Source organism: Methylomonas sp. PHL2-19 (assembly GCF_059331595.1).
In genome coordinates, this window is record NZ_CP196839.1 from 4,219,640 (window position 1) to 4,242,878 (window position 23,239).

At 54.5% G+C, this 23,239-nt stretch carries 22 protein-coding genes; 14 read left to right on the forward strand and 8 right to left on the reverse strand.

The annotated features are described in order from the left end of the window. Positions 1-19 precede the first annotated feature (19 nt). From ACR02O_RS19425 to ACR02O_RS19435, 3 genes are all read right to left on the reverse strand, one after another. Entirely contained in the window at positions 20-769 is a 750-nt protein-coding gene (locus ACR02O_RS19425) for a hypothetical protein (RefSeq protein WP_494522233.1), read from the reverse strand. 183 nt (positions 770-952) lie between these two features. Beyond that, positions 953-2,566, reverse strand: coding sequence for an alkaline phosphatase (locus tag ACR02O_RS19430; RefSeq protein WP_494522234.1), 1,614 nt, complete (start codon positions 2,564-2,566; stop codon positions 953-955). A gap of 209 nt (positions 2,567-2,775) precedes the next feature. Then, positions 2,776-4,416 (reverse strand): choice-of-anchor I family protein, encoded by a 1,641-nt coding sequence (locus ACR02O_RS19435; RefSeq protein ID WP_494522235.1) that lies wholly within the window; start codon positions 4,414-4,416, stop codon positions 2,776-2,778. Positions 4,417-4,605: 189 nt separating this feature from the next. Between ACR02O_RS19435 and ACR02O_RS19440 the strand changes: the two genes are divergently transcribed. The 13 genes from ACR02O_RS19440 to ACR02O_RS19500 all read left to right on the forward strand — a co-directional run bounded on the left by ACR02O_RS19440 (position 4,606) and on the right by ACR02O_RS19500 (position 15,449). Continuing rightward, entirely contained in the window at positions 4,606-4,965 is a 360-nt protein-coding gene (locus ACR02O_RS19440) for an ArsR/SmtB family transcription factor (RefSeq protein ID WP_494522236.1), read from the forward strand. Further along, the gene (locus tag ACR02O_RS19445; protein WP_101051724.1) at positions 4,962-5,441 is read left to right on the forward strand and encodes an arsenate reductase ArsC; all 480 of its coding nucleotides are present in this window, start codon (positions 4,962-4,964) and stop codon (positions 5,439-5,441) included. The genes ACR02O_RS19440 and ACR02O_RS19445 overlap by 4 nt, the downstream gene beginning before the upstream one ends. A gap of 18 nt (positions 5,442-5,459) precedes the next feature. After that, complete coding sequence (arsD, locus tag ACR02O_RS19450; protein ID WP_494522237.1) at positions 5,460-5,816, forward strand: arsenite efflux transporter metallochaperone ArsD; 357 nt, start codon at positions 5,460-5,462, stop codon at positions 5,814-5,816. 17 nt (positions 5,817-5,833) lie between these two features. Further along, complete coding sequence (gene arsA / locus ACR02O_RS19455; protein WP_494522238.1) at positions 5,834-7,645, forward strand: arsenical pump-driving ATPase; 1,812 nt, start codon at positions 5,834-5,836, stop codon at positions 7,643-7,645. 138 nt (positions 7,646-7,783) lie between these two features. After that, the gene (locus ACR02O_RS19460) at positions 7,784-8,230 is read left to right on the forward strand and encodes an ArsI/CadI family heavy metal resistance metalloenzyme (protein WP_494522239.1); all 447 of its coding nucleotides are present in this window, start codon (positions 7,784-7,786) and stop codon (positions 8,228-8,230) included. A 21-nt stretch (positions 8,231-8,251) separates the two neighbouring features. Further along, a complete protein-coding gene (gene arsB, locus ACR02O_RS19465) occupies positions 8,252-9,304 on the forward strand; it encodes an ACR3 family arsenite efflux transporter (protein WP_494522240.1) in 1,053 nt (350 codons plus the stop codon). Between the two features lie 64 nt (positions 9,305-9,368). Continuing rightward, a complete protein-coding gene (locus tag ACR02O_RS19470) occupies positions 9,369-9,575 on the forward strand; it encodes a hypothetical protein (protein ID WP_494522241.1) in 207 nt (68 codons plus the stop codon). 156 nt (positions 9,576-9,731) lie between these two features. Beyond that, the gene (locus ACR02O_RS19475; RefSeq protein WP_494522242.1) at positions 9,732-9,995 is read left to right on the forward strand and encodes a hypothetical protein; all 264 of its coding nucleotides are present in this window, start codon (positions 9,732-9,734) and stop codon (positions 9,993-9,995) included. A gap of 333 nt (positions 9,996-10,328) precedes the next feature. Further along, positions 10,329-12,110, forward strand: a complete 1,782-nt coding sequence (locus ACR02O_RS19480; RefSeq protein ID WP_494522243.1) for an NAD(P)H-dependent oxidoreductase subunit E — start codon at positions 10,329-10,331, stop codon at positions 12,108-12,110. 1 nt (position 12,111) lies between these two features. Further along, positions 12,112-12,951, forward strand: a complete 840-nt coding sequence (locus ACR02O_RS19485) for a 2Fe-2S iron-sulfur cluster-binding protein (RefSeq protein ID WP_494522244.1) — start codon at positions 12,112-12,114, stop codon at positions 12,949-12,951. Beyond that, positions 12,941-13,480: an NADH-quinone oxidoreductase subunit B family protein gene (locus tag ACR02O_RS19490; RefSeq protein WP_033157914.1), complete on the forward strand. Its 540-nt coding sequence runs from the start codon at positions 12,941-12,943 to the stop codon at positions 13,478-13,480. The genes ACR02O_RS19485 and ACR02O_RS19490 overlap by 11 nt, the downstream gene beginning before the upstream one ends. An 11-nt stretch (positions 13,481-13,491) precedes the next feature. Further along, on the forward strand, positions 13,492-15,003 hold the full coding sequence (locus ACR02O_RS19495; protein ID WP_494522245.1) for a Ni/Fe hydrogenase subunit alpha: 1,512 nt from the start codon (positions 13,492-13,494) through the stop codon (positions 15,001-15,003). After that, positions 15,000-15,449 (forward strand): hydrogenase maturation protease, encoded by a 450-nt coding sequence (locus ACR02O_RS19500; RefSeq protein ID WP_494522246.1) that lies wholly within the window; start codon positions 15,000-15,002, stop codon positions 15,447-15,449. The genes ACR02O_RS19495 and ACR02O_RS19500 overlap by 4 nt, the downstream gene beginning before the upstream one ends. Before the next feature lie 57 nt (positions 15,450-15,506). Here ACR02O_RS19500 and ACR02O_RS19505 read toward each other — a convergent pair whose 3' ends face one another. From ACR02O_RS19505 to ACR02O_RS19515, 3 genes are all read right to left on the reverse strand, one after another. Beyond that, positions 15,507-16,673 (reverse strand): hypothetical protein, encoded by a 1,167-nt coding sequence (locus tag ACR02O_RS19505; RefSeq protein WP_494522247.1) that lies wholly within the window; start codon positions 16,671-16,673, stop codon positions 15,507-15,509. 111 nt (positions 16,674-16,784) lie between these two features. After that, the gene (locus ACR02O_RS19510) at positions 16,785-17,693 is read right to left on the reverse strand and encodes a hypothetical protein (RefSeq protein WP_319962902.1); all 909 of its coding nucleotides are present in this window, start codon (positions 17,691-17,693) and stop codon (positions 16,785-16,787) included. 223 nt (positions 17,694-17,916) lie between these two features. After that, positions 17,917-19,704 carry an alkaline phosphatase D family protein gene (locus ACR02O_RS19515; protein ID WP_494522248.1) on the reverse strand — a complete coding sequence of 596 codons (1,788 nt, stop codon included), beginning with the start codon at positions 19,702-19,704 and terminating at the stop codon, positions 17,917-17,919. A 350-nt stretch (positions 19,705-20,054) separates the two neighbouring features. Between ACR02O_RS19515 and ACR02O_RS19520 the strand changes: the two genes are divergently transcribed. Beyond that, positions 20,055-20,705, forward strand: a complete 651-nt coding sequence (locus tag ACR02O_RS19520; RefSeq protein ID WP_494522249.1) for a hypothetical protein — start codon at positions 20,055-20,057, stop codon at positions 20,703-20,705. 281 nt (positions 20,706-20,986) lie between these two features. Here ACR02O_RS19520 and eutC read toward each other — a convergent pair whose 3' ends face one another. Then, on the reverse strand, positions 20,987-21,763 hold the full coding sequence (gene eutC / locus ACR02O_RS19525; protein WP_494522250.1) for an ethanolamine ammonia-lyase subunit EutC: 777 nt from the start codon (positions 21,761-21,763) through the stop codon (positions 20,987-20,989). 2 nt (positions 21,764-21,765) lie between these two features. Continuing rightward, positions 21,766-23,148: an ethanolamine ammonia-lyase subunit EutB gene (locus ACR02O_RS19530; RefSeq protein WP_494522251.1), complete on the reverse strand. Its 1,383-nt coding sequence runs from the start codon at positions 23,146-23,148 to the stop codon at positions 21,766-21,768. Between the last annotated feature and the right edge of the window lie 91 nt (positions 23,149-23,239).

Below are 23,239 nucleotides of genomic sequence, written 5' to 3' on the forward strand. Positions count from 1 at the left end.
TTGCCTGGCCGGCCAAGGTTTAATGGTGATGCTCGTGGCCCATTTGCGCTTGCACCTTGATCACGAACGGGTCGGATTCCTTGTCGCCCAAATCGGCGAAATCGATCACATCGTAGCTGTAAATGGGGGTCGGTTGCCAGGGCGCGGCGGTTAAAGAATAAGCCTGCAACAGTTCGGTGCGTTCGGAAAACTCGCCATGCCGGCGTTCGATCAACGTCGGTAAGGCCATGTCCAGGCGCATCACCACATGCCATTCGGTATCCGCGACTTGGCCGTGGTATTCGCGGGTTGGGATGCCGTCGCTCCATTCTATTTCTCCGGCAGTCAGTTTGTCGAGCAGCTGGCTATCCAGCAGCAACGCCAATTTTTGCCAGGACGGCGTGATGTCCAGCATCCTTAGATCGCCGGCCTGAAATTCGATTGCCCGCTGGTCTTGGTGATACAGCTTGCGGTGAATCAGCTCATGGCCGTCACGCTGCCACAGTTCGCCAACGCCCAGTTGCGGCCTTTCTATTGTGATCTGCCGGCTATCGCGCCAGAAGCGCCAACTCACTTCCGCCGGCAATGCCTGGTGCTCTTCGTGTTCGTGCTCTGCACCGGTACGGGTGGTGACAAACTCGGCGGCTACCGCCGGCAAGTTTGCCGCAGATAGTTCGATAATTTGGGTGTTGGCGACATGCTTGGCCGATGCATGGCTGCAAGCCGCCAAAACGACTAATAAATTGAGACCAAGCAGTTTGGGTAAAAATTTGAAATGGGTGTTGGACATGGATCCTGCACTTTAGCGGTATTCAAAAAAATGTAATTATTCAGTGAATTGCAAAACTCTGACAATCGCCGAGAAATTGCTCCCTCTCCCGCTGGAGAGGGATTCTTGTACTTCGCAGTGAATAATTCCAAAAAATCAGGAACGGCCAGCGTCCCTGATTCGGCTTTGGGAAAGGCCCCCGGACTATTTACGCATGCCTAGCGCATCCGCCATCACATGATAAATCACGTTTTGCTCCAGCGTACCGCGTACCAGATAAGCACCCGGACCGTCCGCATAGATCGCCACGTCTTCGCCGGCGTGGGTTTCCGCGCTCATCGGTACGGTGGCTTCCTGCATGTAGTTTGGATTGGCGGTATCGACCGTTGTCAAATCCGGACGCAATTTGCTGCCTGCATAAGCCGCGGCCACGGTGCCTTCGTTAGCGGGATTAAATTCCTTGCGTTGCAAACCGCCGGTCCAGCCTGGGCCGTTAGCATAGGTCAGCGTCGTGTAAGGCAAACCTAAAGAATCTTTAGTAACAACGCCGTCTACCGCGGTTTTACCCAAGATAGGGTTGCCGCGCGACGGATAACCGGCGATGGTGAATACATGGCTGTGGTCGGCGGTGACCAGGATCAAGGTGTCTTCATCGCGGGTTAGTTGTTTGGCTTTTTTCACCGCATCCGACAATGCCACGGTATCGGTCAGCGCCCGGTAGGCATTGCCGGCGTGGTGAGCGTGGTCGATCCGGCCGGCTTCCACCATCAGGTAATAACCTTTACGGTTTTTTTCCAGAATTTTGATGGCTTTTTCGGTCATCTCGGTCAGAGACGGTTCACCGGCGGCGTCTTGCGCGCGGTCGGCTTCATAGCGCATATGCGAACGTTCGAACAAACCCAACAAATGATCGGTAGACGCGGGATTTACCGCGTCGAACTGCGCTTTGTTCCAGACATAGTCGGAATTATTGTATTGCGATGTCCACTCCAAAGTTAGGTCGCGGCCATCGGTACGGCGGCCTTTTTGGGTGGGGTATTCAGGGTCGGCAATGTTATTAGGCATGAAATAGCTGCGGCCACCGCCCAATGCCACTTCCAAGCCGTCGCCGTAAGGAAACTCCAGCAACTGGCGAGCAATATCCTTCACAGTAGCGCCGGCAGGCAGATTGCTGTCGGCTTCCCAATCGCGGTTGGAAATGTGGGCGTAATTCACGGCGGGCGTGGCGTGGGTAAAGCGCGCGGTTGTGACGACACCGGTGGACATGCCGCGTTCTTCAGCGCGTTCCAGGATGGTTTTCACGCTTTTCGCGGCAGTAACTTCCGCGCTGGGCTCGGTGCGGTTGATAGTTTGATCGACGGAAATCGCACCATCATTGGCTTTGATACCGGCGACCATCGCAGTAGCAGTAGGTGCGGAATCCGAGGTTTGTTGGTTGGCGCTGGCAGTAACCGAATGAGCGATATTGTTGAATTTTTCAAAACCCAAACGGTTGAATTCGCCGTCGCGTCCAGCCATTTGGCCTTCCAAAATCCGCGCGGCGGTGACAGTAGATACGCCCATGCCGTCGCCGACGAACAAGATGACGTTTTTGGCTTTGCGCAGTTGTGCCACGTCTCTTTTATTGACCAACACCGCAGCTTCACCGGCCTTGAACCATTCAACACCCGACGTCGGTACTTGGCTGGTTTGCGCAGGTTTATGAGAATCCTGATGATCGCGGTCGGCATGGTCATGGGCGACTGCGGCTACCGACAAGGTAAAACCGAAGGCGCCGACAGCGACTGCCACCAATTTTTGTGGATGTGTTTTTTTCATGTGTTGCCCCGAGAGCGGTTTATGGAGCGGCAACATTAGCGATTGAATATGACAAGCGCATTACGGGATAAAACAGCTTAGCCGATAAAGCTTGGCTAACCTGCCTTATTGCCCCGACGCTATTTCACATGGGTACACCGTTCGGGCTGAGCCCTTCGGCTGCGCTCAGGACGAACGGTATTTAAGGGCCGGGTTAATCACTGCGGATCTTAATGTTTACGGCCGCGTTTCATCCCTATCAAACCCACCAGCGCGGAACCGAACAACCAAACCGCGCCCGGCACCGGCACGGCAGACACTTTGTACAGCGAAGTGGTTTCGCTTACCTCGTTGGCCACCGCCAGATAACTGCCTTGGGCATTGCTGAAGAAACTCAACCCCTCGGGACCGATGTCGCCGCCGGTGAACAACATGTCCAAAAACGTCGGACTGTTCAGGTCGGTCAAATCCCAAACCATCACCGCATTGGAACGCTCCAAACCCAGGAACAACAAGTCACGGCCGTCCACTTTACCCACCACCGCAGTTTCCGGCTCAGGACCTTTGTTGTCGCTACGGCCATCGTCCCATAAGGCTGCGAAAGCCGCGTTACCAGGGTTCGCCGCAATCAACGCTTTGATGGTTTGTTCCAGTTTGTCGCCGGAATCAAACACCATGCTGCCATTGGCATCCAGAATCGAGAACGAGCGGGCGCCGAAGACTTGTAATTGATCCAAGTCGCCATCGTTGTCCAAATCGCCGCTTGTGGAAACCGTCAGTCGATTCAGCTTGTCATTGTTCGTAGCCCAATCAGGGCCATGCAAGGCTGTCATAGTGGCATTCAAGACGGGATCGATAGTCGCTGCGCCCACCCGCACTTCTTCTGCACCGCCCGGCCAATCCTCGCGAGAGTCGCCTTCGTTGGCGGTCACGTAATATTGATTGCCGTCTTTGCTAAAGCTGGCGATGCCGTCGGGCATATACATACCCATCACATTCCAATTCTGGATATTGCCTTTCAAAGCCGCAGTGCCGGGACCGTCGCGATCCGAGACATCCAGACCGTTACCGGCCAAACTGTGATCCTTCAAACCCAACGCCTTGATGTCAGTGACGGTGGCGCTGGCGATATCGATGATGGCAACCGAGTTGGCCTCTTGCAGCGTCGCATAGGCTTTGCTACCGTCCTGGCTGACCGCAATGTATTCCGGTTCCAAATCTTGCGCGACGCTGGCGTTCGGGCCGGTCAGACGCACGCCGCTGGCTTTCAAAGCCGCCGCCGCACCGTTGAAATTAGAGAATCCGGCCGTTTGGACGGCAAAGGTGTTGGTGTTGATAATACTCACCGAGCCTTCCGGATCGCCGCTTGGCCCCACCAAATAACTGCTGGGTTCGCCTTCATTCGCCACCAGCAAGCGGCTGCCGTCGGGCGTGTATGTCACTGCGTCAGGGTTGGCACCCACGGTGACACTTTGCTGTAATGTGTAGTCAGCCGCATTGTAGAAACGCACCAAACCCGCATCGGTTTTCGTCGGCGCAGTCAAAGCAATGGCCGCTTGGCCGTTTTTTACTGCTACGCTGTTGATCCCGCCGAGCGCGCTGGTGGAAATGCTTTGCAGCAAATTGCCGCTCATATCCAACACGTCGATGCCGCCTTGGCCGATATTGGCCTGATTGGCATCGGTTCCCGCTACCCACAAGCGGTTGTTAACCGCATCGAAAGAGACGATTTCCGAGCCCATGGCACTGGAACCATTCGCTGCAGTGTGATTGAAGGTCCATTGATGCGACCATTGAAAATCCCCCGCAGCGCTGGCATTGGCAGAGGCCAGCACAGCAGCGACGGCGGCGGCGATTGAAGTGAGTTTCATAAAAATGCTCCTGAGGCACTATTCGTTTGGTGTTTGAAAAAAGGATGTCTGAGTTCCAGCGCACCGACAGCGTCGGAACGGTAGTCTTGCGAATGGTAAATAGCCTTTATGACAGTAGCGTTACGCGACAGCCGCATCGCAAACGCCCGGAAAATTGACTTGTTTCCATATTTCAATTATTGTTGAAATATGGAAAATAAAACTGCTGTTATCGCACTGGCCGCATTGGCCCAAGAATCCCGTCTGGCAATTTACCGCGCGCTGGTGCAAGCCGGCCCGGCAGGTTTGGCCGCCGGAAAAATCAGTGAAGCCACCGGTATTGCCCCGTCTTCCCTGTCGTTTCATTTGAAGGAATTGACTTACGCCAATCTGGTGAACTCGCGCAACGAAAGCCGCTTCGTGATTTATACGGCCAATTTTTCCGCGATGAACGATCTGTTGGCTTTCCTGACTGAGAACTGTTGCGACGGCCATCCCTGTCTATCGCTCTCAGCCTGTTCCGCCAATAACGAATCTTTACCCTCAAACCCGACCGACACTCCATCATGAACGTATTGTTTTTGTGTACCGGCAATTCCTGCCGTTCCGTCCTTGGCGAAGCCACTTTCAATCATTTGGCACCGGCAGGCTGGCGTGGCCTGAGCGCCGGCAGCAAACCCACCGGCAAGATCCACCCGCGATCATTGGCTTTGCTGGCCAGAGAAGGCATATCCACCGAGGGTTATTACAGCAAGTCCTGGAATGACCTGCCGGTGACGCCGGACATTGTGCTGAGTGTGTGCGGCAATGCCGCCAACGAAACCTGCCCCGCCTACCTGGGCCCGGTCATGCGCAGCCATTGGGGCGTTGAAGATCCGGCTCACGTCGAGGGTACCGACGAGGAAATCGACGCGGCCTTCATGGTCGCGTATCGGATTCTGCGCCATCGCATCGAGCAGTTTTTTGCTTTACCGTTGGAAGAGTTAAAAAACGATCCCGAGCGTCTGAAAGCCGAACTGGATCGCATCGGCACCTTGTTGCCTTAGTTGTTAAGGAGTTTCCTTATGACCAGTATTCAAATATTTGATCCTGCATTGTGTTGCAGCACCGGCGTTTGCGGTGTGGAAGTCGATCAGCAGCTGGTGGGTTTTGCCGCCGATGTCGATTGGGCCAAGCAAAACGGCGCCGCCATTGAGCGCTTCAATCTGGCGCAAACCCCGTTGGCATTTGCCGAAAACCCGGTGGTTAAGGCGTTTTTGGAGCGTTCCGGCGCCGATGCCCTACCGTTGATTTTGGTGGATGGTGAAGTCGCCTTGGCGGGCCGCTATCCGAATCGAACCGAATTGGCGCGTTGGGCAGCCATTAGCGTAGCGGAACAGCAAGCCCCGTCGGGCTGTTGTAGCGGCAGCAGCTGTTGTTAACTTCTGGTGATCGTGCCGTGAGCAGCGATTGCAAATTTCTCGATCAAGCGCCACGCTTTCTATTTTTTACCGGCAAAGGCGGTGTGGGCAAGACCTCTATCGCTTGCGCCTCGGCCGTAAAATTGGCGGATGCCGGCAGACAGGTGTTGTTGGTGAGTACCGACCCGGCCTCGAACGTCGGCCAGGTATTTGGCATCGCCATCGGCAATCAGGTCACCGCCATTCCGGCGGTGTCCGGCCTGACAGCATTGGAAATCGATCCGCAAGCGGCGGCGCAAGCCTATCGCGACCGTATCGTCGGCCCGGTACGCGGCGTGTTGCCGGACAGCATCGTTAAAGGCATAGAAGAACAATTGTCCGGGGCCTGTACCACGGAAATTGCGGCATTCGACGAATTCACCTCACTATTAATCGACTCTGATTTGACCGCCGGCTACGATCATATCGTGTTCGATACCGCCCCGACCGGCCACACCATCCGCCTGTTGCAATTGCCGGGTGCCTGGAGCGGCTTTTTGGAGCAAGGCAAAGGCGATGCCTCTTGCTTAGGCCCCCTGGCTGGTTTGGAAAAACAGCGTAGCCAATATAAAGCCGCCGTCGCCGCCTTGGCAGATCCGCAACGCAGCCGTTTGATCCTGGTCGCCCGCGCCCAACTATCGACCTTGCGCGAAGTGGCTCGTACCCATGAGGAATTAAACGCCATCGGCTTAACGCAACAATATTTGGCCATCAATGGCATCTTGCCGGAAAGCGCCACCGCACAAGACCCGCTGGCGAATGCCATCTACCAACGCGAGCAACATGCTTTGGCCGACATGCCGGCAGCGTTAAATAGCCTACCGATGGACCGCATTGCATTAAAGCCCTTCAATCTGGTTGGACTGACGGCTCTCAGACAATTGCTTAGCAATGCCGCACCGCTAGCAATGCCTGACAGTGAAGTGATGCCAGCCCTACCCGCAGCCAATCTATCGACACTTGTGGACGAGATTGCCGCCGACGGTCATGGTCTGGTGATGCTGATGGGCAAAGGTGGCGTTGGCAAAACCACCCTGGCCGCCGCATTGGCGGTGGAACTGGCACGACGCGGTTTGCCGGTGCATCTGACCACCTCCGACCCAGCCGCCAATTTAACGGACACGCTAAACGGCGTTTTGCCTGGCTTGACAGTCAGCAAAATCGATCCGTATGCGGAAACCGAACGCTATCGCCAACATGTGCTAGCCACGAAAGGCGCCAAACTGGACGAACAAGGCCGCGCCTTGCTGGAAGAAGACTTGCGCTCGCCGTGTACCGAAGAAATTTCGGTATTTCAAGCCTTTTCCCGCATCATCCGCGAAGCCGGCAAGAAATTTGTAGTGATGGATACCGCCCCTACCGGCCATACCTTACTGCTCTTGGACGCTACCGGCGCTTACCATCGCGAGGTGGCGCGGCAGATGGGCGATTCCAATCAGCATTTCACCACGCCGATGATGCAGTTGCAGGACCCGCGTCAAACCAAGGTGCTGATCGTCACTTTAGCGGAAACCACGCCGGTGCTGGAAGCCGCTCATTTGCAAGACGATCTGCGCCGGGCCGGCATCCAACCTTGGGCCTGGGTGATTAATAACAGCGTGGCGGCGACCACCGTGCATTCGGCGCTGTTACGCCACCGCGCGGCCAATGAATTGGCGGAAATTGCCGAGGTAGTGGATCGACACGCCCAGCGTTATGCGCTCGTGCCCTTGTTGCGAGAAGAACCGACAGGTGTGGAACGCTTGCTGGCATTGGCCGGCGGCCAAACTCCTTCTCCTTTAATACCTACGGATCATAAAGGAGAAGGTTGAGATGAGGGGATTAAAATCAGTTATTTACATCCCTCACCCTAGCCCTCTCCCTGAGGGAGAGGGAATTTTCAGAGGTCCCCACTAAACAATGCTAGCTAATCTCCAATCTCATTCACTCTTTACCCCGGAGCAAACGCGATGAAACGCCTGCATATCCATCTCGCCGTCGATGATCTGGCAAAAAATATCGACTTTTACAGTGCACTGTTTCAAAGCACACCGAGCGTGCGCGAAGCCGATTACGCCAAGTGGTTGCTGGACGATCCGCGCGTCAATTTCGCGATTTCCAGCCGCGGCCGCCAGCCGGGGTTGGATCATTTTGGAATACAAGTCGAATCGGGTGAGGAGTTGGAAGCAGTTCAGGAAAACCTGGCCGCCGCCGAGTTGCCGGTCGCGGCGCAAAAACAAGCCAACTGTTGCTATGCCCAGTCCGACAAATACTGGACCGTCGATCCGCAAGGCATCGCCTGGGAGGCTTTCCACTCCTTGCAAACCATTCCCTTATTTGGCGACGATCAAGTGTTGCAACTTGAACCCGCCAGCAGTTGCTGCAAACCACCGGCAGCCGATAAAGCTGCACAGTAAGTAGCTGACTTGGAGATTTAAATGAGCACCCCACATTGCCCCAACGCCCGTTTATCCTTTCTCGACCGTTTTTTGACGCTATGGATTTTCATCGCCATGGCGCTCGGGATCGGCATCGGTTTTATATTTCCCACTGAAGTATCCGATTTCAACGCAGCGGTATCGGTCGGCACCACCAATATTCCGATAGCTATCGGCTTGATCGTGATGATGTATCCACCGCTGGCCAAAGTCCGTCACGAAGAACTCGGCGACGTATTCCGCAACTGGCGGATATTGGCGGTGTCCTTGCTGCAAAACTGGCTGCTCGGCCCGCTGTTGATGTTTGTATTGGCTATCGTGTTTCTGCGCGATTATCCCGACTATATGGTGGGTCTGATCCTGATCGGACTGGCGCGCTGTATCGCGATGGTCATCGTCTGGAACGAGCTTGCAAACGGCGACAACGAATACGCGGCGGGCTTGGTGGCATTTAACAGCGTATTCCAGGTCTTGTTTTACAGCGTCTATGCCTGGTTGTTCATCACCGCACTGCCGCCCTTGTTCGGCATGCAAGGTAGTCTGGTTGATATTACGATTGGCGAAATCGCCAAGAGCGTATTCATCTATCTGGGTATTCCGTTTCTGGCCGGCTTTAGTACGCGCTTCTTGCTGGTCAAAGCCAAGGGCAAGGATTGGTATCACCAACATTTCGTCCCGAAAATCAGCCCGCTGACCTTGATCGCCCTGATGTTTACCATCGTGGTGATGTTCTCGCTGAAAGGCGACTTAATCGTGCAATTGCCGCTGGACGTGGTGCGGATTGCGATACCGCTGTTGATTTATTTTGTGGTGATGTTTTTACTGAGCTTTTGGCTGGGTAAAGCCATCGGCGCCGGTTACGGCAAAACCACCACACTGGCCTTTACCGCCGCCAGCAATAATTTTGAGTTGGCGATTGCGGTGGCGGTGGCGGTGTTTGGTATTAATAGCGGCGCGGCGTTTGCCGCGGTGATTGGACCCTTGATCGAAGTGCCGGTGATGATCGCCCTAGTCAATGTGGCTTTCTTTTTCCGTAAACAGGGGATGATTTAAAAATAGCAAAACATTTACCCAACGACTCGTTCAACCAACCTCAACCTTACTAAGGAACGCGCTCATGGCTGCCGATAAATCGAAAAACGATAGAAAGAAAATTGCGGTGGAAGAACCCACTTACGACCAACTGAAAAACTTTTCCCGCTTTAACGGCTTAAAAACCCGTATGGTGGTGGCGTGTATGGTGAATATCATGCTGCAAGATGAAGTGTTAAGCCGCCGTGTCGTCGAGCAGTGCCTGGCTGCCGACTCAGAGGAAGCCAATTAGCGTCAGCCGGATCAAAATCACCAACAATTTTAAGCGGCGTTGATTAAAGTCAAAGCTATCAGAACAAGCCTGTTTGATAATTCAGCCGGACATGTTCAATCGCACATGCCAACGCGGTTTTTTTGGACTCATCAGCGATTAAGTCAGGTTATGACTATGGACAATGACATTTTAATCGATCAAGCCCGGCAGCTTTATGCGGCATTGCATGCCAGACAGATTGGGCTGTTGGCTCCCAACCTTACGGCATTGGATCGCCTGGAGCGTTTGATTTTCAGTGCCTATGGCCGTTACCAGCGCCGCTTGAACCGTTGCGCACTTTGTTACCAAACCCGCAAGCATGACTGTGAGCGGGAGCCCGGTAAAAAGCGTATTTCTTGCCAACGCCGCAACCCCTTCGCCGCTATTGCCCGGTTTTAACCGGCAATATTTTGCTGTCCACGCCTGGCTTATTTGTTTAGTATTGCGCCATGGATGACGGCGAATTTGCGCATCTTCCGCAGCGAGAACAATAGGCATTGCGCTGCTGAGTTGTGTGTATTGACGCATAGAGAGACAAGGCAGGCACTTTCGCTTGGCAAGCGGAATGTATCGACTCCCACAACTAATCTTGTGGGGCGCTCTTCCAGGTAGACTGCCAGTGAACGATTTGAAAAATCTAGCGCCGATTTAAGAATGGTGTGTGGGGTGGCTCATGATTTTTCAATTGCAATGGGACACGACGATTCAACATAACTGCCCAGTAACTCGACGATGAATACTTTTATTGAGTCCGTACTGGCACAGGCGGACTATAAACCCGAAAGGCTCTTGCAGATGCTAAGGGCCGTACAGGCTCAGTACCTGCATGTTCCCCAGGCGGCTATCGAACAATTGGCCGCTGCTTTGCATATTCCCCGTACCCAGATTATTGCCGTCGCGGAATTCTATAGTTTCCTGCACCTGACGCCGCAAGGCCGTTACGACATTCATATCAGCGACTCGATTACTGATCGAATGCTAGGCAAGGAAAAATTGCTGAATTACCTGGCGGAAAAATTGCACGTCAAAGTGGGTGAAGTCCGCACCGACGGCCTGGTCAGTCTTAATAATACCTCCTGCACCGGCATGTGCGACCAAGGCCCGGCCGGTTTGGTTAACGGCTATGCGTTGACCCGTCTGGACCCTGCCAGAATCGATGTCATCGCCAAACTGATCGAACAACAAGCGCCGTTAAGCGATTGGCCGCCGGAGTTCTTTGCGGTGGAAGAGCCGCTCCGCAAACCCGGCCTATTGCTCAACCAGCCATTCGAAAACGGCGCGGCGATAGCAGCCACCTTTGCCCGCGGCCTGACGGAAACCCTGGCGGAAGTGGACAGTTCCAATCTGCGCGGCCGCGGCGGCGCGGGCTTTAAAACCGCGTTGAAATGGCGGACCTGCGCTCAACAAACTGCCACACCGCACTACGTCATTTGTAACGCCGACGAGGGCGAACCGGGTACCTTTAAAGACCGGATGCTGCTCGATCTGTATGCCGACCAAGTCTTTGAAGGCATGACCTTGTGCGCGGCGATTATCGGTTCGGATCAGGGCTTGCTGTATCTGCGCGCCGAGTATTTATTCCTCTACGAGCAATTGCAGCGCGTGCTAAAGCGCCGCCGCGATAGCGGTTTGCTGGGGCGCAATATTCTCGGTCACGACGGCTTTGATTTTGACATCGAAATCCGCATGGGTGCCGGCGCCTATATCTGCGGCGAGGCATCCGCGCAAATCGAGTCCTTGGAAGGCAAGCCCGGCATACCGCGGGTCAAGCCGCCCAACTCGGTGATCTGCGGCTATCAACGCAAACCCACCGTGGTGGACAACGTCGAGACTTTTTTTGCTGCCACCCACATCGCCATACAAGGCGGGCAATGGTTTGCGGAAGTCGGCACCCCGCAATCCACCGGCAGCAAACTGCTCAGCATCAGCGGCGACTGCGCACGGCCAGGCATTTACGAATACCCCTTCGGCACATCAATTGAAGAGATTTTGCAAGACTGCGGTGCGGGTGACGTCATGGGTGTGCAAGTCGGCGGGCCGTCCGGCACCTTTATTTCCAATAAGGAATTGCAACGGCGCATAGCCTTCGAGGACCTATCCACCGCCGGCTCGTTTATGGTGTTCAACAACAGCCGCAATATTTTCGACATCGTGCAAAACTTTACCGATTTCTTCGCCCATGAAAGCTGCGGCTTTTGCACGCCGTGCCGGGTCGGCACCACACTGTTGAAAAATCAGCTGCGGAAAATTGTCGAAGGCAACGGCGCTGCGGTCGACCTGGAAGAACTAAACGAGATATGCCTGGTCGTCAAAAACAACAGCCATTGCGGTTTGGGGGATTCGGCCGCCAATCCGATTCTAAGTACCCTGGCCAGCTATCCGGAGCTGTATCTTAAGCAATTAAAGCAGAGCAGTTTTACCCCGGGTTTTGACTTGGACGCCACCCTGGCCGTGGCCCGCCGTATGGCGCAGCGCGACGACGACGCCGCGCATTTATCGCAAGTGGAGAACTGACATGAGCGGCACTCTTTGCATCGACGGCATCGCCGTGCCGTTCAGCGACGGCCAAACCATTATCGAAGCCGCGCGTAGTGCCGGCGTGTACATTCCCTATCTGTGCCACCGGCCGGGCTACGCCCCGTACGGCGGTTGCAAATTATGCACAGTGAAAGTCAACGGCCGCACCAATACCGCCTGCACCCTGCCGGCTGCCGACGGCCAGACCGTCATCAGCAACAGCCCCGATCTGCAACACGACCGCCAGCGCATCACCCAAATGCTGTTCGTGGAAGGCAACCATTTCTGCCCATCCTGCGAAAAATCCGGCAATTGCCAGTTGCAGGCCGTGGCCTACCACCAGAACATGCTGGATAACCACTACCCGCATTTTTATGCCCAGCGGGAACTGGATGCCTCGCACCCGGATATTTTGATTGACCACGACCGCTGCATTTTCTGCAATTTGTGCGTGCGCGCCAGCAGGGAAAAAGACGGTAAAGATGTATTCGGCATCGCCGGGCGCGGCATCCACAAACGCCTGGTCATCAACTCGCCTAGCGGCAAGCTGAAAGACAGCGAGATTAGTGTCGACGACGAGGCCGCCCATGTCTGCCCGACCGGCGCGATTCTGGTCAAACGCAGCGCCTACCTGGCGCCGATTGGTGAACGCATCTACGACGGGCATCCCATCAACGAAGTCGCCTGCGAAAAAGCGGTTATCAAAGCCGGCGAGGCAAGCGGCTACCCAAGCTGCGACCCTACCAAGCTGACGGAGTCAGCTCAGCAGAACGGTGGCCAGGACTCCCACTACGCGGCGACCATGCCGTCCGCTCCGGACATCAAACATGGCCGCTAAGATTAAAATCGCCACCACCTCGCTGGCCGGCTGCTTTGGCTGCCATATGTCGTTTCTGGACATAGACGAGCGTTTGCTGAAACTCGCAGACATCGTCGAATTCGACCGCTCGCCACTCACCGACATCGAACACTGCGGCCCGTGCGACATCGGCCTGATCGAAGGCGGGGTTTGCAATTCTGAAAACGTGCATGTGCTGCGCGAGTTTCGCGCTAACTGCAAAATTCTGATCGCCGTCGGCGCTTGCGCCATCAACGGCGGCCTGCCGGCGCTGCGCAACTTTTTCAAGCTGGAAGACTGCCTGCTGGAAGCCTACCAGGACGGCATCGGCGTCGATAATCCGCAGATACCCAGCGACCCGGAATTGCCTTTGCTGCTGGACAAAGTGCGACCGGTCCACGAGATCGTCAAGATCGATTATTTTATGCCCGGCTGCCCGCCGTCCGCCGATGTGTTTTGGCATTACCTGAGCGCATTGATCGAAGGCCGCGACCCGACTTTACCTTACGAGTTAGTCCATTACGACTAACGGAGGAACCCGTGTACGAATATCTTGAAACCGCCGATCCGGCCTTGGTCGAAGCCGGCAAGTTAAAACGGGTCGCTGTCGATCCGGTTTCCCGCGTGGAAGGCCACGGCAAAGTCACGCTGCTGCTCGACGAAAACAATCAGATCAAGCAAGCCCGCCTGCACATCGTCGAATTTCGCGGCTTCGAAAAATTCATCCAAGGCCGTCCTTACTGGGAACTACCGGTGATGGTGCAGCGCTTGTGCGGCATCTGCCCGGTCAGCCACCATCTGGCCGCAGCCAAAGCCATCGACCAGTTGGTCGGCGTCGATCCGGCCAATTTGCCGCCGGCTGCAGATAAATTACGGCGCTTGCTGCATTTCGGTCAGGTCTTGCAATCGCATGCCTTGCATTTTTTCCACCTGTCCAGCCCGGATTTGCTGTTCGGATTCGAAAGCGAGATCGGCAAACGCAACATCGTCGCCGTGTTGGCGGATTATCCGGATATTGGCCTGCAAGGCGTAAAACTGCGCAAATACGGCCAGGAAGTGATCCGCATGGTCTGCGGCAAGCGCATCCACGGCACCGGCGCGATTCCTGGCGGCATGAACAAAGCGCTGAGCAAAGACGAGCGCGATTATCTAAAACAAGACATCGGCCAAATCGTGAGTTGGGCGCAAGGCGCTTTGCAACTGGTCACAAAAGTCCACACCTCCAACCTGCCCTATTACGACGACTTTGCCACCATCCGCAGCAACTACCTGAGTTTGACCAAGCCTGACGGTGCGCTGGAGCTTTATCACGGCGGGATTAGGGTGAAGAACCCGCTAGGCGACACCCTCGTGGATCATTACGATTACTGCGACTATCCGGACTTGATCCGAGAAGAAGTCCGTTCCTGGACCTATATGAAATTCCCCTACCTGACGGCGCAGGGTAAAGCCGATGGCTGGTATCGGGTGGGACCGTTGGCGCGGGTCAACAATTGCGATTTTATCGACACACCACTGGCGGAAGCCGCGCGCGTCGAATTCAAGCAGCACGGCGGCGGCGCGATGGTACACAGCACGCTGGCTTTTCACTGGACGCGGATGATCGAATTGCTGCATTGCGCAGAAAGCATCCAAATCCTGCTGGACGATCCGGACCTGCTGAGTAACGATCTGCTTGCCAAAGGCGAAAAACGCTACGAAGGCATAGGCGTGATCGAAGCGCCGCGCGGCACACTGTTTCATCATTATCAAATCGACGAAAACGACATTGTCACCAAAGCCAATCTGATCGTTTCCACCACCAGCAACAATACGGCGATGAACGAATCGGTACGGCAAGTCGCGGCGGAATATCTGTCGGGGCGCGAATTGACCGAACCCTTGCTGAATAATCTGGAAGTGGCGATTCGCGCCTACGACCCTTGCCTGTCCTGCGCCACGCATGCGGTCGGCAAAATGCCGTTGCAGCTGGAACTGGTCGATGCTGACGGCAAGTTGGTGGATAAACTGATTCGGCACAGCAGCGGCGAATTCATTCACGGTAGCGCATGACTAAACCCATCCTGGTGTTCGGTTACGGCAACCCCAGCCGTGGCGACGATGCCGTTGGTCCTTTGCTGTTGGATTATCTGGCCGAGCATCTGGACCTCAGCAATATCGAACTACTCAGCGATTTTCAGTTACAAATCGAACATGCGCTGGATATACAAGGCCGTGAATTGGTGGTGTTTGTGGACGCAGCGGTAGATTGCCCGGAAAGTTTCACATTTACCCCGTTAACCCCAGCCCAAGACCACAGTTACTCCAGCCATGCGCTGAGCCCAGCCGCGCTGCTGTCAGTCTATGCAGCCGTCGGCAAACAAGCACCGCCACCCTGCTATTTATTAAGCATTCAAGCTGAAGCCTTCGAACTGGGCAGCGGGTTAAGCGAACGCTGCTCGGCCAACTTAGCGGAGGCCTGCCGGTTTATAGCGGCGTTTTTAAAACAAAGGCCGTAAGGCGTTTTCCAAGTCCGGCGAAACGTCTTTCAGCCTTAAAGTTTGAAAGCTAAGCGGCTAGCGCGATGCCCGGAATTTTCGGCTTCCCAATAGCCCGAGTAGACCGCTGCCAAACAACCAGACCGCTGCAGGCAGCGGAACGGGAGCCGCTAAAGGCGTCATTTTGAAAGCACTACCACTTCCGGTAAACGTCAAACCGGTAACAAAACCCAGCGGATCGCTGGGATCGATCATGGCGGAAGTTTCGATGCCGGCTATGCGGAACTTGCCAACGCCGTTTTGAAAACCCAATTCGCCGAAATTAAACCAAACGCCCGCCAACAAGCGGATACCGCTGTCGACGTATTCACCGCTGGTCTCATCCCAAATCAGCAGTTGGAATTTACCGTCGCCGTATTGGTTGGGAATCATCACATCGCCGAATAAGGTGTCGGCATTTAACGCTTCATAGGTGTAAGCCACCGCCACATCCGGGTCGTAAAACCCGCCTGATTTTGGATTTCCGTTACCATCCAAAACCGGCATGGGCGGTGTACTGAATGTAAATCCATCATTGCTTGGCGTCGGTAAAACCGGCGCGAAAGGCAATGCGACCTGAGACGTTGGCGTGCTGATATTAAAGGTATCGATCAGGCCGCTAATACGAAAATCCAATAAACCGTTGGTGACTTTGTTGATGGAATAACCAAATTTAAGTGGCTGCGACTGGAATATGCTGCTCAGGTCTTCGGATTGAAACGAAGCAATATTGAAGCGAGATGGATCGAATAAGGCGGTAATGGAAAATTCGGTTCCAGTAACAGTTTGCTCGTCATTGCCAAGGTTAATCGCCTCGAAAGAGACTACATCGTAATTTCCCGCATTTACATAGCCGTGATAACCGTTTACATCGATCTCAGTTTGGGTGATGTTTTGATTGTCTTGAAATGCAGCCCCAATACCTTTATTGCTAACAAAAGAAAACTTATTTTGAATTGCCGTGGACAGATAAGTATTGTTCCAAAAACCACTTTCCCATTCGGTATAAGGCGGAGTGGCCGGATTAAAATGGCTACCATCCGGTTGATCGGGATTGAACAAAAACTGGCCCGAGAACGAATCGCCAATATTCGCCACATTGCCGTCGCTAAAAATAATATGGCCTTTATAGGAAATTTGCTGGGTGGCGTGAGCGTTAACCGAGGCAAGACACAACGAGAGTAAACCGAAGGTTTTTATTTTCATGATAATCTCCAGACTAACGTGGATTTATGAGTGTCAAAAAGCGGGTGGTTTGACCGCTTTTCCACAGCCGTACTGACTTGGCTTGAGTAAGTACGAGGCCAAACCGTCCAATTAAGCATTGAGAACCATCTCCATGATCTTTTCCGCCTGATTGTCCGGAAAACCCAACGCGATGATGTATTGCCGAAACACGGCTTTTTTGTTTCTACCTACTTTACCTTCCACCGACATCACGGTCGCAATCCCGGTTAGTAAAATGTTTCTTTGCTGATCGTTGAGATTGCCAGCGACCGCCTTGATATAAGCAATCAATAGCTTTCTTGATAATTTCCCTGCAGGCATATCCTCGGGGTTAAGCTTAGCGAGGTCGTTAACAGCAATCCCCAGCCGCTGCATAATAGCGAGTATGGCATGTAATTTATTAGCATCAAAATTCCGATCTATACGCGCAACATCGACTAACACCTCGCGCAATAACAGCACAAAACTACCATGCAAGACTTTATCAACTTTAGCGACGACACGTCGTTGCAGCTTGCCGGACAAAAAAGCTTCCAGGGCAACAATAACTACCAATCCAGCCAAGATAGCCAGGCCCCAAAGCCACTGGCCGCCAACAGTGTCATCCCACGGCACCTGCAGCGGCGGCATGGGGTTTGGCAGCACCCCAGATTTTTGCAATGATTGAATGGTAGTTTCGTCCAAAACCCAGTATTGGCTTGAATTTTTGGCATAGACGGCATAACCGACCACGTCTGTTTTAGTCGGAACAAGCAAACAGTGATCCTGTAAATGAATACCAAATAGATACCCATCGGAAGCCCATTCGGCCGGCATACCTGTTTTTTTAACCTGTTGATCCGAGGCTTTTAATTCACCCAAATCGTAAAAATGATCCTCAATACCAAAGCAAACGTGAACTCTTCTGGCTTCAGCCGGCGAACTAATCAATAACAACAAAAGAACACAGACCTTCAACAGCACTGGCGTGTTTGAGGAGTTTCTGATCAATTTATCCATGCTAAATTTCGAGTCTAATTACAAGGCTGAGCCCCAAATATATACAGACAAAACATTAAGACCATATCGCCGAGGCATCCGCGCCAGCAGTCAATCCACCACCGCATGTGCTTCGATACACTAGTCCCCAGCAAAACAGCTGATGTTCTGCGAAAAACCTCAATCCGCAGTTGCTGTTGCAGATAATGCGGCAACTGACAGACATCCCCTGCCGCCCACTTAACTAGGCTTTTTTGCGTTTGCCAAACGCCAGACCCAATAAAGAGCTACCAAACAACCAGGCCGCGCCGGGAACCGGTACGGGTTGTACAGAGCTTGGCGTGATTCTGAACTGGCTGACGATTTGTGGCGTGCGGTTGACGATGCCGCTCAAATCGTTGGCAATATCGCCGACGTTGTAGGCGGGAATGCCATAGGTGGTGACCAGCAGTTGTTGAGTGACCTGATCGATTTCAAACTCGGTCCAGCCAAAGGTGTGCGTGGCGACGTAATCGCCTTGCAGCAATTCGGCCTGGATTTTGCCGTCGGCGCTAGCCAGATTGGCATCCAAGCCCAGCGGGTCGTAACCCAGCGGCGTCAAAGCGCCATTGGTTACCGACTTGATGAAACTGTCCTTGGCGGCAATGCTGGGCAATGTGTCGTAGAAGGCTTTTTGTTGCGGCGTCAATAAACCTACCGCGGCCGCCAATTGCGCGACTGTTGGGCCAAACGGCGCGTCATAGGCTACGGAACCGGTGGTGATTTCGAAGGCGTTGGTGGCTTTTTGCTCACCGAACGGTGTGAGTTGATAAGTCAGGTTATTCACCAAAGTACCGTGAATGTCGGCCGACAGGAACACCACGTTATCGATTTTGTTGTCGTCGATAAACTTCAGGATTTCGGTACGTTCGGCGGCATAGCCTTCAAAGCGGTCGCCAGCGCCAACCACCCCCAGGTTTTGCATTGGCTCAGGGACAGCGATAAATTTCCAGGTGACGTCATTTTGCTCCGCTGAAAGCAGATCGGCTTTCAGGTCGGCGATTTGCTGCTTGCCCAGCATGGTCCGGCTCGGGTCGAACGAGTTGGCCAAAAAGCCGCCAACCGAAGCTTGGCTTAAAGGATTCGCATCGGCTAGTTCTTTGTCGCGAAACGAGCGCGCATCCAACACCATCACGGCCGCGTCATTGCCGAAAGTTTGGTTGCGGTACAGTTTGACTTCGCCGGCCGTGCGAATGTCGCCGGTGGCGCCGTAAGTCTCGTTGCGCAGCGGATTGTATTCCTGAAAAGCCTGGATACCATTGTTGTACAAGGTACTGTCATTGATCCGAGTGCCGGCCGGATCGGCATTGAAACGCGCGTCGGTGGCGACATCGGCGCCGCCGGCGAAGTCGTTGGTCACTTCGTGGTCGTCTATCGTCGCGAATACGGCGGTGGATTGGCGTAGATCGGCCAGGCCGTTCATGCCGCCCTTGGCGCTATACACTTCCGCGTGCTTGTTGCGGTACTCGGCCAGGGATTGCGCTTGTTGTTGGCCGGCGTTGGCGTTGGAGGCCACATCGCCGTAAATGGTATCGCCCATCGCCACAAAAAAATCCAGGTTTCGCTGGCTGGCGTTTTTCACGGCCGGATACGGCAGTAATTCACCGCGCCAATCGCCGGATACACCAAAGCGCAGACCAGTGGTGTTACCCAATGCCGCAGCGGTTTTAAATTGGCCGCGGGCTATCGCACCAACGCTATCGATAGCACGATAGTAATAGGTAGTATCCGCGGACAAGCCCGAGACATCCCATTTGACCGGCGCCAGCGGGTCATTCACGGTCTTAAAGCTGGAACCGACATTCTGCGTAAAAGCGCTATCGGTCGCGTACTGGAAATATAAATCACCGGCGGTATTGGACCTTCCCCACAGTACGGCGGAAGTTTGGCTGACGTCGCCCGCGGCCACGCCGTTGGGCAATGCCGCTTGCGCTTTACCGCCCAGAGCGACCAGCGTCGCGACGGCGGTTAATCGAACTACTTTGAATTTCATGAGGGTCTCCAAGGCTTTAAGACAAAAAACGTGAACGAGTCGGCAACGCCGGAGTCTAAATCCGCTCGGTGACAATTTGATGAATGGTGTGACGGCTCGATAACCTGGGGTGTTATCGATAACGGTAAACGAACTCGTGAAGGACGAATCAACGGTAAATCTGCCCGAACCGCTTACCAAAACAATCGTGGACTTTTAGAGATCACTATAAACCATTCGGGTTTCAACTATACTTACGAGACAACGCCTAGAACGCAATACCCGGCGTGAGGCCCGCCCGTTTGCCCACCGGGACAGCGGAAAGCGGGGCGCTAGCAATTGCCAAGAATCAAACTCTAGAGGGTACAACCATGCTGGTGGACGAAGGCGAAAAAATCAAGGTTCTAGTCAGAGAGTTCTTTAAAAAAGGCCATAAATCCAGTAACAAGCTTTACGACGTGGACCTTGCCGGGCATGCCGTTCTAGTGAGTATGAGCGCTAAAGGCAAGACCCGATATCAGCAAGCGCGTGAGTCTGGCAAACACAGGCTCAACGGCAGTACATCACACTTGGACTTGGCCGAGAAATTGGTCAAGATGACTATTGCGGATCGATCAGGCAACTGCGAAGAGATGGCAGTCTTGAGCGCTTATTACGCTAAGAAAATCTGCAATATCAAACGCGACTTACTCTATATCTGCTACGTTCACGACAAAGGCGACCACGCCTTTTGCCTGGTTTCCCAGGAAGCAATCCCCGATTCGGCGCAAGACTATGCTTCGATGGCCGATTTCACCAACCGCAAGATCGCCCAATCCTGGCTAATCATCGACCCCTGGCTGAATACCGTTTGTTACGCATCCGACTACCTGACCAAAAGCGGCGAGAAACTTGAGAAATGGGCCTCGGAAGGCAAGCGCGTGGCTTGGATGAACGGCTCTCAAGGCCCCGGTTGGTACGTGCCAAACGGCGAATACAAGACCGAGTTCGGCAAAGCGCCGGTGTTGTTGGACCCTTTCTAGCCGCCCGCTCCAACTGCAATAGCGGCCAATCGCATTGCTACGAAAGCGCAGGTTCAGCGAGCTATTACAGCCCAATCGGCCAATCATCTCTCCGGCCATCATTGATCAAGTCTCGTCGAGTCGCCGGCTTGCGCCGAAATCAACACGTTATTGAGCGGCATGCGACATGAAAGCGGCCATGAAATCTTCCGCCGATTCGAACAGAAAATGGCACATTGTATCGACTGTCAGGATGCGGGAGCAGCTGCCGGGCCACTTTTGCCTTGGCGTAATCAACTGGTTCAGAGTTTGTTTAACAACTCCGCGCCGCCAATCTCAGTAAGCCACTGCGCCGGCATATCGTCCTTCAACGCTACTCCCGAAAAACCCAGTTGCAGCGCCTGCTTGCTCAAATAAACCAGTTTGGCAGCCGCGGCGCTGTAGCTCAGGCCGGCGGGCGGACGAATGTTGGAGATGCAGTTGCGTTCGGCGTCCGTGTTGCCGACTTGCGGGGCGTAGGTCAGGTAAATCCCCAGGCTGTCAGCGGCGCTTAGACCGGGCCGCTCGCCGACGATGATGACGGCCAGGCGCGCGTTCAATAATCCACCGATTTCGTCGGCCAAGGCCACCCGGCCATTGGGCACCAAACACACGGGCCCCAACCGCAGCTTGGCGGCCCGGTAAGCAGCAACGATGGCGTTAAGCAACGGTAAGCCGTGCGCATCCAGTGCAGCGGATGACAAGCCATTGCTGACAATCAAAGCTACGTCGACTGCGGATTGTTTGCGCGCCGTCAGTTGTTCCCGGCTGTCCGGGGCCAGGCAACGCCCCCAATCGGGACGTTGCAGATACTGGGCTCTGCCGGCGACCGGCGTGGCAAGGACCACGGGCTCCAATCCCGCGCTTTCCAAACCTTTGGCCAATGCCGCCACATCCCAAGCCTGATGCACCGCATCGCGCGCGGCCGCGTGGGTCAATTGAAACTCCAATAGGGCTGCCGTCGGCAAGCTGCAACCGGCGCGGCCTTGGGCAATTCTGGCCTGAGTAAATTGCCGTAAGCTAATCCAAGGATCATTCATCGTTAAGCCCGCGGCAAGCCATGAAAGTTGGCCAGCAATGGTGTGGCGTTGCGCGCCGCGGCCAAGCGGTTTTGACCGTCGAAAATACCCATGCGCTGCAACCAAACCTCGAACTCCGGCGCCGGCCGCAAGCCCAATACTTGCCGTAGATACAACGCATCGTGAAACGAGGTACTTTGATACGCCAGCATCACGTCATCAGCACCGGGGATGCCCATTATAAAGTTGCAGCCGGCCACTCCCAGTAGCGTCAGTAGGGTATCCATATCGTTCTGATCGGCCTCGGCATGATTGGTGTAACAAATATCACAGCCCATCGGCACACCCAACAGCTTGCCGCAAAAATGATCCTCCAGACCGGCGCGGATGATTTGCTTGCCGTCGTAGAGATATTCCGGACCGATGAAGCCGACAACAGTGTTGACCAAGAGCGGATCAAACGCCCTGGCGACCGCATAAGCCCGCGCTTCGCAGGTTTGCGCATCGATACCGTGATGGGCATTGGCGGATAAGGCACTACCCTGCCCGGTTTCGAAATACATCAACTGCTGGCCGGCACTCGCACGGCCCAAATTTTCCGCCATGGCCTTCGCTTCGCGGAGCATTGCCAGATCGATACCGAAACTGCAATTGGCCGCTTCGGTACCGGCGATAGATTGAAACAGCAAATCCAGCGGCGCACCGCGCCGCATCAACTCCATGCTGGTAGTCACGTGGGCCAGTACGCAGGATTGGGTGGGAATTTGGTACTGAGCGATGATCTCGTCCAGCAAATTTAACAAGGTGTGGACGTTGTGCAGATTGTCGGTGGCAGGATTGATGCCGATCACCGCATCGCCGCTGCCGTAGAGCAAGCCATCCAAAATACTTGCCGCAATGCCGCGCGGATCGTCGGTCGGATGATTGGGTTGCAGGCGGGTAGATAAGCGGCCCGGCAAGCCGATCGTGCTGCGAAAGCGGGTAACCACCTGGCAACGGCGCGCCACGGCAATCAAATCCTGGTTGCGCATGATTTTGCTGACCGCGGCCACCATTTCCGGCATCAGCCCGGCCGAGATTGCCGCCAAATCATTCTGCTCGGTTAACAGCCAATCGCGAAACTCGCCCACACTTAAACTCGCAATCGGCACAAACGCTTGCGCATCGTGCCGTTCCAGAATCAAGCGCGAGACTTCATCCAGTTCCGGCGCAATCAAAGGCTCTTCGATAAACCGCCTTAAGGGTACGTCGGCCAAAACTCGCTGAGCAACAGCCCGCTCCACTTCGGAATCCGCCGCCAAACCGGCCAACTCATCCGCTGCCCGGCGCGGCGTAGCCTTGGCCAGCAAGGTACGCAAATCGCGAAAATGAAAGCTTTTGCCGTGTGCGGTTGCGGAATATTTCATCAGTCGGGCAGCTTACGATGGGGTAAAACGCGAGAATACGACAAGTTTGTGACTATTATGTGACATAGCCGGCAGCAGACCTTTAGTTACC